Origin of the sequence: Burkholderia stagnalis, assembly GCF_039848545.1 — a bacterium.
GTDB lineage: Bacteria > Pseudomonadota > Gammaproteobacteria > Burkholderiales > Burkholderiaceae > Burkholderia > Burkholderia stagnalis.
The window spans coordinates 624,034-636,896 of record NZ_CP156685.1 but is presented as its reverse complement, the minus strand read 5'-3'; the positions used below and the strand labels follow the sequence as shown (position 1 = coordinate 636,896).

General features: G+C 68.0%; 12 protein-coding genes. 9 read left to right on the top strand and 3 right to left on the bottom strand.

Annotated features, from left to right (window positions below; translation table 11 throughout):
• The first annotated feature begins 99 nt into the window (after positions 1-99).
• The 5 genes from ABFO07_RS03010 (at position 100) to ABFO07_RS02990 (ending at position 4,707) form a co-directional block, all read left to right on the top strand.
• Positions 100-1,170, top strand: a complete 1,071-nt coding sequence (locus ABFO07_RS03010) for a CobW family GTP-binding protein (RefSeq protein ID WP_059563686.1) — start codon at positions 100-102, stop codon at positions 1,168-1,170.
• Between the two features lie 484 nt (positions 1,171-1,654).
• Positions 1,655-2,071, top strand: coding sequence for an RNA polymerase-binding protein DksA (dksA, locus tag ABFO07_RS03005; RefSeq protein WP_017334597.1), 417 nt, complete (start codon positions 1,655-1,657; stop codon positions 2,069-2,071).
• A 219-nt stretch (positions 2,072-2,290) separates the two neighbouring features.
• Positions 2,291-2,827: an ATP-dependent protease subunit HslV gene (gene hslV, locus ABFO07_RS03000; RefSeq protein ID WP_011353540.1), complete on the top strand. Its 537-nt coding sequence runs from the start codon at positions 2,291-2,293 to the stop codon at positions 2,825-2,827.
• A gap of 10 nt (positions 2,828-2,837) precedes the next feature.
• Positions 2,838-4,181: an ATP-dependent protease ATPase subunit HslU gene (gene hslU / locus ABFO07_RS02995; RefSeq protein ID WP_059563685.1), complete on the top strand. Its 1,344-nt coding sequence runs from the start codon at positions 2,838-2,840 to the stop codon at positions 4,179-4,181.
• Between the two features lie 58 nt (positions 4,182-4,239).
• Positions 4,240-4,707, top strand: a complete 468-nt coding sequence (locus ABFO07_RS02990; RefSeq protein ID WP_230965561.1) for a hypothetical protein — start codon at positions 4,240-4,242, stop codon at positions 4,705-4,707.
• A gap of 15 nt (positions 4,708-4,722) precedes the next feature.
• Here ABFO07_RS02990 and ABFO07_RS02985 read toward each other — a convergent pair whose 3' ends face one another.
• From ABFO07_RS02985 to ABFO07_RS02975, 3 genes are read right to left on the bottom strand one after another with little or no spacing between them, the layout of a single operon-like run.
• A complete protein-coding gene (locus ABFO07_RS02985; protein ID WP_017334600.1) occupies positions 4,723-5,265 on the bottom strand; it encodes a response regulator transcription factor in 543 nt (180 codons plus the stop codon).
• 13 nt (positions 5,266-5,278) lie between these two features.
• On the bottom strand, positions 5,279-6,628 hold the full coding sequence (locus ABFO07_RS02980; RefSeq protein WP_060159165.1) for an ATP-binding protein: 1,350 nt from the start codon (positions 6,626-6,628) through the stop codon (positions 5,279-5,281).
• Positions 6,629-6,687: 59 nt separating this feature from the next.
• A complete protein-coding gene (locus tag ABFO07_RS02975; protein WP_059563682.1) occupies positions 6,688-6,912 on the bottom strand; it encodes a cysteine-rich CWC family protein in 225 nt (74 codons plus the stop codon).
• A 234-nt stretch (positions 6,913-7,146) separates the two neighbouring features.
• Here ABFO07_RS02975 and argB point away from each other — a divergent pair, with 234 nt between their 5' ends.
• From argB to ABFO07_RS02955, 4 genes are all read left to right on the top strand, one after another.
• Positions 7,147-8,046 carry an acetylglutamate kinase gene (gene argB, locus ABFO07_RS02970; RefSeq protein WP_010090348.1) on the top strand — a complete coding sequence of 300 codons (900 nt, stop codon included), beginning with the start codon at positions 7,147-7,149 and terminating at the stop codon, positions 8,044-8,046.
• Positions 8,043-8,834, top strand: a complete 792-nt coding sequence (locus ABFO07_RS02965) for a pyrimidine 5'-nucleotidase (RefSeq protein WP_059881924.1) — start codon at positions 8,043-8,045, stop codon at positions 8,832-8,834. The genes argB and ABFO07_RS02965 overlap by 4 nt, the downstream gene beginning before the upstream one ends.
• Complete coding sequence (gene slmA / locus ABFO07_RS02960) at positions 8,801-9,484, top strand: nucleoid occlusion factor SlmA (RefSeq protein ID WP_059563680.1); 684 nt, start codon at positions 8,801-8,803, stop codon at positions 9,482-9,484. Before ABFO07_RS02965 ends, slmA begins: the two co-directional genes overlap by 34 nt.
• 200 nt (positions 9,485-9,684) lie before the next feature.
• Positions 9,685-12,660, top strand: a complete 2,976-nt coding sequence (locus ABFO07_RS02955) for an autotransporter outer membrane beta-barrel domain-containing protein (RefSeq protein WP_347468274.1) — start codon at positions 9,685-9,687, stop codon at positions 12,658-12,660.
• Positions 12,661-12,863 lie beyond the last annotated feature (203 nt).

The following is a 12,863-nucleotide window of genomic DNA, read 5'->3' as shown; positions in this document are numbered from 1 at the left end:
GCTTGACAGATATGTTTCAATGAATGGTTGTGTGCCCGGTTCGCCGGGCGCGAGCACATCCTGGTTTTGACCCCGATTCACGAACCACAGGCGACCGACATGGCCACTCCCGTCACCATCCTCACCGGCTTCCTCGGCAGCGGCAAGACGACGCTGCTCAAGCGCATCCTGAACGAACAGCACGGCATGAAGATCGCCGTGATCGAGAACGAGTTCGGCGAAGAGAACATCGACAACGAAATCCTCGTGCAGGATACGACCGAGCAGATCATCCAGATGAGCAACGGCTGCATCTGCTGCACGATCCGCGGCGATCTGGCCCGCGCGCTCGGCGATCTGGCCGCGAAGAAGCGCGACGGCAAGCTCGACTTCGACCGCATCGTAATCGAGACGACCGGCCTCGCGAACCCGGGCCCGGTCGCGCAGACCTTCTTCATCGACAGCGAGATCGCCGACGATTTCCTGCTCGACGCCGTCATCACGCTGGTCGACGCGAAGCACGCCGACGCGCAGCTCGACGAGCACGAGGTCGTGCAGCGCCAGGTCGGCTTCGCCGACCGCCTGTTCATCACGAAGTCCGACCTCGTCGACGACCAGACGGTCGCCGAGCTCAAGCACCGCCTCGTGCACATGAACCCGCGGGCGGCGATCAAGGTCGTCAACTTCGGCGAAGCGGACATCAAGGAAATCTTCGACCTGCGCGGCTTCAACCTGAACGCGAAGCTCGAGATCGATCCGGATTTCCTCGCCGAGGACGATCACGCGCATCACGGCCATGACCACGATCACGACCACGCGCACTGCGACCACGATCACGGCCACTGCGATCACGATCACGCGCACGGCCACCATCACCACCACGCGCACCACGACGACAAGATCAAGTCGTTCGTCTACCGCAACGACCGCCCGTTCGATCCGAACAAGCTCGAGGATTTCCTCGGCGGGATCCTGCAGATCTACGGCGAGCGGATGCTGCGCTACAAGGGCGTGCTGTACATGAAGGGCGTCGACCGCAAGGTCGTGTTCCAGGGCGTGCACCAGATGATGGGCAGCGACCTCGCGGCGAAGTGGCTGCCGATCGAGAAGAAAACCAACAAGATGGTGTTCATCGGCGTCGATCTGCCGCAGGACCTGATCACCGACGGCCTCGACGCCTGCCTCGCCTGACGGCGTGCAGCGCGCCGCCCGCGACGCGTTCCGCGGCGGCGCCCCGGTGGCGGCAAAACGCCGCCACCGGCGAGGGTTTTCGCGTCATCGCTTTTTCGCGATTTGCGCGTTATATTTTCAAGATATTGGCGCAGCCGACGGGGATCGACCCGATACGGCGCAGACTTGCGATTCAGTTACAATACGTGCCCGCTGGAGTACGGCAACAACAGGCCCGGTTCTTGCAGCACGATCATCCGGGAATCGCAAACATGCCGGATCGCGTGTTCGCCACCCGGCCGCGACCGATACGATCTGCCGCGCAGCATTCCGGTTCGCCGCGCGCGCACATCGACGCCAGGCCTATCCTGGTATTTGAGAACCGGTTTTCCAGAGGCTTTCGGCCCCGCAGCGGCAAAACGCAAAGGATTGCAAGCGCGGTTGCGGGTAATCCCAAAGTGCAGGCAATATCTCGTGATTTGCCGCACATTGAAGAAGCAAGCAGATGACGAAGAAACTCTTGACCGAAGCCGAAATCCTGAAGATGAGCGACAAGGATTACATGAATGAGGATCAGCTCGCCTTCTTCAAAGCTCGGCTCGAACAATTGCAGGCGGAAATCCTCCACAATGCGGGCCAGACGACCGAGAACCTGCGTGAGACGGTGATCGTGCCCGATCCTGCCGATCGCGCGACGATCGAGGAAGAGCACGCGCTCGAGTTGCGCACGCGCGACCGCGAACGCAAGCTCCTCAAGAAGGTTCAGCAATCGCTCGCCCGCATCGAATCCGGCGATTACGGCTGGTGCGAGGAAACCGGCGAGCCGATCGGCGTGCCGCGCCTGCTCGCGCGCCCGACCGCCACGCTGTCGCTCGAGGCGCAGGAGCGCCGCGAGCTGCGCCAGAAGCTGTTCGGCGACTGAGCAGCCGGCGTTCCGCCCAGACACGCTGCTTCACGAAAGCGCGCGGCCTGCCGCGCGCTTTTTGTTTTTCCGGCCGGCCCCCTCCCGGCTCCCCCTTGATATCCCGGCGCGCGCCCTAAAATGAAACGAATGCGCGTCGGGCCGCTCCCCGGCGCACCGCGATTCACGCGGCGGCGCGGCGCGCCGCCGCCTCTTCCCCGTTTTTCTCAAGGAACGCAGATGGAGCAATTTCACGGCACGACCATCGTTTCGGTCCGGCGCGGCGACAAGGTCGCGCTCGGCGGCGACGGCCAGGTGACGCTCGGCAACATCGTCATGAAGGGTGGCGCGCGGAAAGTGCGGCGGATCTACAACAACCAGGTGCTGGTCGGCTTCGCGGGCGGCACCGCCGATGCGTTCTCGCTGCTCGACCGCTTCGAGGCGAAGCTCGAGAAGCACCAGGGCAACCTGACCCGCGCGGCCGTCGAGCTCGCGAAGGACTGGCGCACCGACCGGATGCTGCGCCGCCTCGAGGCGATGCTGATCACGGCCGACGCGACGACCACGCTCGTGATCACCGGCAACGGCGACGTGCTCGACCCGGAAGAAGGCATCTGCGCGATCGGCTCGGGCGGCGCGTACGCGCAGGCCGCGGCTCGCGCGCTTGCCGAGAACACCGAACTGTCGCCGCGCGAGATCGTGGAGAAATCGCTCGAGATCGCCGGCGACATGTGCATCTACACGAACCACAATCGCATCATCGAAACGATCGAGTAAGGACCGACCCATGAGCACCATGACCCCTGCCGAGATCGTCTCGGAACTCGACAAGCACATCATCGGCCAGAACAAGGCGAAGAAGGCAGTGGCCGTCGCGCTGCGCAACCGCTGGCGCCGCCAGCAGGTCGCCGATCCGCTGCGCACGGAAATCACGCCGAAGAACATCCTGATGATCGGGCCGACGGGCGTCGGCAAGACCGAAATCGCGCGGCGCCTGGCCAAGCTCGCCGATGCGCCGTTCATCAAGATCGAAGCGACCAAGTTCACCGAGGTCGGCTACGTCGGCCGCGACGTCGACAGCATCGTGCGCGACCTGATCGAGATTTCGGTCAAGCAGACGCGCGAAGCGGAGATGCGCAAGGTGCGCAGCAAGGCGACCGACCAGGCCGAGGACCGCATCCTCGACATCCTGCTGCCGCAGCCGCGCGCGGTCGGCTTCGGCGCGAGCGCCGAGCACGCGAACGACGACAACAACACGACCCGCCAGACGTTCCGCAAGCGCCTGCGCGAAGGCCAGCTCGACGACAAGGAAATCGAGCTCGACCTCGAGCAGCAGACGATCGGCATGGACATCATGGCGCCGCCCGGGATGGAAGAGATGACCGAGCAGATCCGCTCGATGTTCTCGAACCTCGGCGGCGGCAAGAAGCAGCGCCGCAAGGTGAAGATCAAGGAGGCGCTGAAGCTGCTGACCGACGAGGAAGCGGCGAAGATGCTCAACGAAGAGGAAGTGAAGACGAAGGCCGTGCAGAACGTCGAGCAGAACGGCATCGTGTTCCTCGACGAGATCGACAAGATCACGTCGCGCAACAACGAAGGCAGCGGCGGCGAAGTGTCGCGCCAGGGCGTGCAGCGCGACCTGCTGCCGCTCGTCGAGGGCACGACGATCAACACGAAGTACGGGATGGTGAAGACCGATCACATCCTGTTCATCGCGAGCGGCGCGTTCCACCTCGCGAAGCCGAGCGACCTGATTCCGGAGCTGCAGGGGCGCTTTCCGATCCGCGTCGAGCTGGAATCGCTGTCGGTGAAGGATTTCGAGGCGATCCTGGTCGCGACCGACGCCAGCCTCGTCAAGCAGTACCAGGCGCTGCTCGCGACCGAGGACGTGGCGCTCGACTTCGCCGAAGACGGCATCCGCCGCCTCGCGGAAATCGCGTACTCGGTCAACGAAAAGACCGAGAACATCGGCGCGCGCCGCCTGTACACGGTGATCGAGAAGCTGCTCGAGGAAGTGTCGTTCGCGGCCGGCAACCACGCCGGCGAGCGCGTGACGATCGATGCGAAGTATGTCGAGCGTGCGCTCGGCGAGGTGTCGCAGGACGAGGATCTGTCGCGCTACGTGCTGTAACGCGGCGCGCGGCATCGAACGAAAAACGGGCGGCCCCGGCGGGGCCGCCCGTTTTTTCATGGGCGCGTGCAATTTGGAACGCGTCCGATGGCCGGCACCCGGGAGGGCTCCTGGAATCGGGATTCCCCTGGCCACGAACCGGCGCCATCGCCGCCGCCCCTCGATGATCATCTACCCGTCCATCGCCGGCCGATTCGTGCCGGCCTTGCGCACCCTGACGCCGGCCGAGATCCGATCGATCATGCGGCGAATCAGGCAGGATTCGCTGCACCGTTACAACGTCGCGTTTGCGCTCGCGTGGCTCGGCGCGCTCGCGGGTATCGCGCTCACGGCCGTGCCGGTGCATGTCGGCATCTCCTTCGTCGCGCGCTGCGCGTCGGTGAAGCCGTGGCCAATGGCCGTCGCCGCCGTGACCGGCGGGCTCGCGCCGCTGCTCGCAAACGTCTTCTACTCGGCGCTGATCGCGCACCTGCTCAAACGCGACATCGTCGCCCGCATCGCGCGGGACCAGCGACCGCCCGAATGAAGCGCCCGGCCCCGCTTACTGACGCACCGGCTTCTTCGCGAGCTTGCGCTGCAGCGTGCGGCGGTGCATGTTCAGCGCGCGCGCGGTCGCCGAGATGTTGTTGTTGTTTTCCGCGAGCACGCGCTGGATGTGCTCCCACTCGAGCCGGTCGACCGACAGCACGACCGGGTTCTCGAGCGCCTCGTCGGCCTGCAGCTCGCTCGCGTTGGTCTGCAGCGCGGCCAGGATCGATTCGATGTTCGCCGGCTTCGCGAGATAGTTGTCGGCGCCCTCCTTCACCGCCTGCACGGCCGTCGCGATGCTCGCGTAACCGGTCAGCACCAGGATCCGCGCATCGGGCTGCAGGTCGCAGAGCGGCGCGATCAGGCTCAGGCCCGAATCCTCGCCGAGATGCAGGTCGACGGTGATGAACTGGAACTTGCCCGCCGCGGCGAGCTTGAGCGCCGCCTCCTTGTCATGCGCCTGCTGGACCGCGTAGCCGCGGCGCTCGAGGCCGCGCGCGAGCGTGCCCGCGAACACCTCGTTATCGTCGATCACCAGGAAGTTGTTGTCGCTCATGTGGTTTCTCCGTCTACATGTTGGGTGAGGCGGCGGCGGCCGAATGGCGCGCCACCGGCAGGCGCAGCACGGCCCGCGTGCCGCGCCCGGAAGCCGTGCCCGTGGGACGGCCGGCGGCCGCGCCGTTGAGCCGGCCGGACGCCGTGCCTGCGGGCCGCGGCGTCGCGTCGGACAGCTCGATTTCCCCGCCGAGGCGCGCCGCCGCGCTGAACGCGAGGTACAGGCCGACCCCGTGCCCGCCCTGCGTGCTGTCGACCGGCATCGCGCCGAGCGACTCGCGCAACGCGGCCGGAATGCCCGGGCCGTCGTCGCATACCTCGAATTCGATTTCGTCCGCCGCGCCGTCATGCGCGACCTTCGCCGCGAGCGTCACGCGCTGCGGGCTCGCGCGCGCCGCGTTGTCGAGCAGGATCGTCAGGATCTGGCCCGCCGCGACGGTGTCGTCGAGCGCGACGCCGGCCGGCCGCGCGCCGAGCAGCTCGAACTGCACGTGCGGATGCCGCAGGCGCCAGTGCTCGACGAACGTATCGAGCCAGTCGTCCACCGGCTGGCGGCTCGCCGGCGCGCTCGCGCGGCTGCGCAGGCGCGCGAGCGCCGACGTGCACAGCGACATCTGTTCCTCGAGCACCTTCAGGTCGGCCTCGTAGCGCGCCAGCCCCGCGTCGGTGCGCGCGGCGTCGCGCAATTCCTCGGCGAGCATCGCGATCGTCGACAGCGGCGTGCCCATCTCGTGCGCGACCGTCGCCGCCTGCACGCCGAGCGCGACCGCCCGCTCGTCGCGCAGCAGGCTCTGCTGCGCTTCGCCGAGCGCCGCGTCGCGCTGGCGCAGCGCGTTCGACATGCGCGCGACGAACCACGCGATCAGCCCGACGCTGACCATGAAGTTCACCCACATCCCGGTGCGGTAGTAGTCGAACAGGTTCGCCGGATTGTCCATGTTGAGCGGCACCGAATCGAAGCCGAGCGCCGCGTAGCACGCGACCGCGAACGCCGCGAGCCAGATCATCAGGTGCCACGGCAGCACCGCCGCCGCGATCGCGAGCGACGGCAGGTACAGCGACACGAACGGGTTGGTCGTGCCGCCGGACAGGAACAGCAGCGCCGACAGCGCGCCGAGATCCACCCACAGCTGGCCGAGCAGCTCGAAATTGGTCTCGGGCCGCGCGCGCAGCACGCGCACCCAGGTCAGCCCGTTGAAGACGATCTCGAGCGCGATGACCATCAGCATCGCCGGCAACGGCAGATGCACACCGAAATAGGTCTGGACGACGCCGATCGTCGCGAGCTGGCCGATGATCGCGAGATTGCGCAACCAGAACAGGTGGCTGAGGTTGACGCGGCCGGTGGTGGTGATTCGTTGCATCCGCCCAGTTTACCCGTTTAGCGCGCGGCCGCCCTAGCCGGGGCCAGAACGCTCGCGCGCTACGCCGGCTTTCCGGCCACCTGCCGCGCGATCTCGTCGGCGAGGCATTCCGGGCACATGCAGCGCCCGCCGCACGCCGGCTGCGCGCCGTCGGGCAAGCCGGGCATCGCCGCGCACCAGCATTCGAACGGCTGCGTGCGCGCGCCGCAGTCGAAACTGCGGCTGCAGCGCGGGCAGCGGGCGCGCCGCGGTTCGGCGCGGCGGTCGGCAGCGGATTCGGTCATGACGGGGGCGGGAAAGCGGGCACGGCGGCACCCAACGGCACAAGCATAGCGCGGCGGCCGGCGTTCGCACATCGGCCGTTCGGACAACGCCGGCCAGCGGCCGCCGCAAGGCCGCGGCGCCCGGCGCCCGGCGTCGCCCCCGGCCGTCCCGGCCGGGCCAAAATCGCGATGCTGCGCTGCGCCACTCCTGTACAATTCGGCCTGTTTCAACCGTTCCCAGCCAGAGCCGCCGCCATGTCCGAGCCCATCGACCTCTCGCAGATCGCCCCCACGCTGAAAGCCGAAATCCTCGCGGAGGCGCTGCCGTACATCCGCCGCTATCACGGCAAGACCGTGGTGATCAAATACGGCGGCAACGCGATGACGGAAGAGCGGCTCAAGCAGGGCTTCGCGCGCGACGTGATCCTGCTGAAACTGGTCGGCATCAACCCGGTGATCGTCCACGGCGGCGGCCCGCAGATCGACCAGGCGCTGAAGAAGATCGGCAAGCAGGGCACCTTCATCCAGGGCATGCGCGTCACCGACGAGGAGACGATGGAAGTCGTCGAGTGGGTGCTGGGCGGCGAAGTGCAGCAGGACATCGTGATGCTGATCAACCACTTCGGCGGCCACGCGGTCGGCCTGACGGGCAAGGACGGCGGCCTGATCCACGCGCGCAAGCTGCTGATGCCGGACCGCGACAATCCGGGCCAGTACATCGACATCGGCCAGGTCGGCGAGGTCGAGGCGATCAACCCGGCAGTGGTGAAGGCGCTGCAGGACGACGCGTTCATCCCGGTGATCTCGCCGATCGGCTTCGGCGAGGATGGCCTGTCGTACAACATCAACGCCGACCTGGTCGCCGGCAAGCTCGCGACGGTGCTGAACGCCGAGAAGCTGCTGATGATGACCAACATCCCCGGCGTGATGGACAAGGACGGCAACCTGCTGACCGATTTGTCCGCGCGCGAGATCGACGCGCTGTTCGAGGACGGCACGATCTCCGGCGGCATGCTGCCGAAGATCTCGTCGGCGCTCGATGCCGCGAAGAGCGGCGTGAAGTCGGTGCACATCGTCGACGGCCGCATCGAGCACTCGGTGCTGCTGGAAATCCTGACCGAGCAGCCGTTCGGCACGATGATCCGCTCGCATTGAGCGCGCGCCGTCAAACCACCGGCCCCGACCTGCCGGCGTCGCTGCGACGCCGGCGCATCTCCCGCAGCCGGCCGCGCGCCGGCGCCCCCGTCTGGCTGTTCGATCTCGACAACACGCTTCACCACGCATCGCACGCGATCTTTCCGGAGATCAACCGCGCGATGACGCAGTACATCATCGACGCGCTCCACGTCGGGCGCGCTGAAGCCGACCGGCTGCGCACCGGCTACACGCAGCGCTACGGCGCGGCGCTGCTCGGCCTCGCGCGCCATCACCCGATCGATCCGAACGACTTCCTGCGGGTCGTCCACACGTTTTCCGATTTGCCCGCGATGCTGCGCGCCGAGCGCGGTCTCGCGCGGATCATCGCCGCGCTGCCCGGCCGCAAGTTCGTGCTGACCAACGCGCCCGAAAACTACGCGCGCGCGGTGCTGCGCGAGCTGCGCATCGAGCGGCTGTTCGAGCGCGTGATCGCGATCGAGCACATGCGCGACCGCCGCATGTGGCGCGCGAAGCCCGACCACACGATGCTGCGCCGGACGCTGCGCGCCGCGCACGCGCGCCCGGCCGACGCGATCCTCGTCGAGGACACGCGCAGCCACCTGAAGCGCTACAAGCGGCTCGGCATCGGCACGGTGTGGATTACCGGGCATCTGCCGGGCCATCTGCCGAACACCGGGCGCCCGCACTATGTCGACCAGCGGATTCGTTCGTTAAAATCGCTTCGACTGGGCACTCGATCGGGGCGACAAAAATGCAGCCGACTCACCCGCAGGACCAAGCGGTAACGGACGACCAGACATCCCCCACCCGCACCCGCACGCGCCCGAAACCGGGCGAGCGCCGCGTGCACATCCTGCAGACGCTCGCCGCGATGCTCGAGGCGCCGAAGCGCGAGAAGATCACGACGGCCGCGCTCGCGGCCCGGCTCGACGTGTCGGAGGCGGCGCTCTACCGCCATTTCGCGAGCAAGGCCCAGATGTTCGAAGGCCTGATCGAATTCATCGAGAGCACGCTCTTCGGCCTGATCAACCAGATCGCCGCAAAAGAGCCCGACGGCGTGCTGCAGGCGCGCGCGGTCGGGCTGATGCTGCTCAATTTCGCGGCGAAGAACCCCGGGATGACGCGGGTGCTGACCGGCGAGGCGCTCGTCGGCGAGCACGAGCGGCTGGTCGAGCGGGTCGACCGGATGATCGAGCGGATCGAGGCCGCCGTGAAGCAGAGCCTGCGGATCGCCGTGATGGAATCGAATGCGCGCCGCGACGGCAGCCCGCACGCGGCCGGCGCCGTTCCGCTGTCGGCCGACTACGATCCCGCCGCGCGCGCCAGCCTGCTCGTCAGCTACGTGATCGGACGCTGGCACCGCTTCGCGAGGAGCGGCTTCTCGAAAGCGCCCGGCGAACAGGCCGACGCGCAGCTGCGGCTGATCCTGCAGTAATGCGCCGCTGACGCCCGGCCTGCCCCGGCGTCCATGAACCGGCCGTCCGGCCGGATCCGCATGCCCCCGCCCCGAGCCAGGCCGGGTCGGCCGATCGGCCATGCTTCGCGATAGCCCGCAAAAATCGAACTGGTCCAATTTCGCCCGACCACCCGCTTGACGTAATTTTTCGCCTGTACAAGTCAAGTCGAGGTGAACAGGTGAATGCCAAGTTTCGGTTGTATCAAGCGCGCGCCGGCAGGCGGCTCGCGCAATCCGCGCTACTCGCGGGTGCGGTGGTGCCGTGGCCGTCGTCAGTGGCCGAGGCTTCCGATGGCAGCGCACAACGCGCGGACGGCGTCGCGCACGAAGTCGCGCCCGGCGACTATTCGACGACCGCCCCTCTCAGGCCGGTGTTTTCCGCCGTCAACGGCGGCGTGCTGACCACCACCGGCAAGACGCGCCTGTTCTCGTCCGGCAACGGCGCGAGCGGCGCCGCCGTCGAAGGCGCAGGCTCGCGCATCGAAATGCGCGACACCGAAATCCGCACCCGCGGCATCCTCGGCGCCGGCATCGACATCCGCCTGGGCGGCAGCGTGCTCGCCGAGAACGGCTCGATCGATACCGACGGCGACTACGCGCACGGCGTCTACGTCGATGTCGGCGGAAGCCGTGCCGACATCGCCGGCAGCGCGATCGTGACGCGCGGGAGCGAAGCCCATGGCATTGCGGTGAATAACGCGCCCGGCGCCATCGCGAACGTCGCCGATACGCTGGTCCGCACCGGCGGGCAATTTGCCTATGGTGTGTTCGTCAGCTACGACGACGTCCACGCGACACTGGCGCGCACCGACATCCGGACGACCGGCGACTTTGCATCGACGCTGTTCATGCCGGGCGCCTCCGTGGCCACATTCAGCGACTCGCGCCTGGAAACCGACGGCTACGCCGCGACCGGCGTGGACACGCGCAAAGGCCAGGTCGAACTCGCCCGCACGCGCGTCTTCACGCACGGCGAAAGCGCGCATGGGCTTTACACGTCGAAGGAGCAGCAATCCGACCCGACGCCGCTCGTCCGGGCGACCGATACGCACGTCGTCACGAGCGGCGCGCGCTCGATCGGCGCGGTCGCGCGGCTCGGCGGCCGCGTCGAGATGACGGGCGGCGGCATCGCGACGAGCGGCGAGCGAGCCTACGGCATGCTGTCGAGCGGCGCAGGCTCGATCGCCTCGATCGCGGATGGCGTCGTCACGACGGGCGGCCGAGACGCCGCCGCGCTCCATGCAGGCAGAGGCGGCACGATCGACCTGCTGCGCACGGACGTGCGCGCGACCGGCGACGGGGCATACGCCGCGGCAGTCTACGGCGGCAGGCTGACCGTCGATGGCGGCTCGCTCATCAGCGAGCAGCACGGTGCGATCGGCGCAGCCGGCGCGATCGTCTCGCTGCGCAACGGCGCGCGCGCCGCCGGCGGCAACGGCACGCTGCTGTCCGTCGACGCGCAATCCGGCGCGCCGGTCCGGCTGACGCTCGATAGCGGCGCGCAGGCGGCCGGCGACATCGTGAACCAACCGACCGACGACGGCAGCCCGACACTCGCCGTAACCGACGTCGCGCTGTCCCGTGCAGCAGCATGGGCCGGCGCGACGGACGCGGTCCGCGCACTGTCGCTCGACTCCGACAGCCGCTGGACCGTCACCGCCGATTCGACGGTCGGATCGGTCGTGCTGAACGACTCGACCATCGCGTTTTCCGGGCCCGACGCCAGCACACCGCGCGTGCTTGCCGTCACCGGCGACTATGCAGCCCGGAACGGCAGGCTGCTCATCCATACGACGCTACGCGACGACGCATCCCCCACCGACAAACTCGTGATCGACGGCGGGCACGCGTCAGGCAATACGGGGATCGTCGTGAAGCGCACGAGCGGCGACGGCGCGCAGACGACGGTCGGCATTCCGGTCGTCGAGACCCGCAACGGCGGCACGACCGACACCGCGGCATTCGCGCTCGACGCGGCGTCGGACGGTTACCGGAACGGCTTCGGCACGCTTTCCGCAGGCGGCTACGACTACATGCTCGCGCGCGGCGGACAGGGGGGCCGGGCGGAAGACTGGTATCTCGTGTCCACGGCGAAGCCCGAGCCGCCGATCCCCCCTGCCCCCGCGCCCGGCGGCGACGGCGGCGACGAATCCTCGATCGGCAAGGAAACGACACCGCCGCCCCGCGCCATCGCACCGGAACCCGACGCCTATCTGGCCAACGCCGATGCGGCCGCGATGATGGCGATCCATACGCTGCATCAGCGTGAGGACCGCTCGCTCCGCTCGGCCTCCGGCGCGCCGCGCCCGCTCGACGGCGCCGCCTGGCTGCGCGCCGAGGGCCAGTTCACGTCGATGTCGGGAGGCAACCGCGGCGTGTCGGGCAACGGCCGCCTGATTCACGCGGGCGCCGATCTGCTCCGTTTCGACGACGGCCGCGGCGGCAGCATCCGGGTCGGCGCGATGGGCATGTACGGCAGCCAGACGAACTGGTCGACACGCCCGCTGTGGAACGCGATCGAGCAGCGGATCACGGACGCCACCGCACGCGGCAGCGTCGCCGGCTACAACGTCGGGCTGTACGGCACGTGGTACGGCAACCGCGACATCCTGTCCGGCCCCTACGTCGATGCGTGGTTCATGTATGGCGCCTACGCGAACAGCGTCGGCGGCAGCCTCGCGGCCGATTCGTACCGGTCGCGCACCGTCACGGGCTCGATCGAGACCGGCTATTCGCTCCGCTTCTACGAGCGCGGCGACACGCGCTTCTTCGTCGAACCCGAGGCTCAGCTCGTCGTATCCGACTATCGCGCGGACGCGCACGACACCCCCGGCGGCCGCCTCGACGGCCAAGGCGCCACCGACGTGCTCACCCGCCTGGGCGTACGTGTGCATGGCGTGACTGCGATGTCGTCCGGACGCGAACTTCGGCCGTTCATCGAAGCGAACTGGTGGCACGGCCCGGGCTCGCGCTCGCTGACGCTCGACCGAAATGCATTCTCGTTCAGCGTGCCGCGCGACCGGGCAGCAGTCCGGATCGGTGCGACCGGGCAGGTGGCCCGGCAATTCTCGGTATCGGCGAGCCTCGGCGTGGAAGGGAATCTGTCCGACTACTCGGTGGTGAAGGGCCAGCTTTCGGCGAAATACCGCTGGTAACGCCGAGCCGACGGCCCGCGGGGCGCGAAATCCGCGCCTCGCGGAATTCCGCTATACTCTGCCGACCTGCCGCCCCCTTGGCGGCGGGTCGGAAGCGCGCCGATTTGCTGACTCGATTGCGGGCGCGCGAACCGGCCGGAACGTTGATGTGTCTTCGTCCCGGCGGTTCACTACAAATGCGGCTAAAGAGGTCGTCAGCCGCG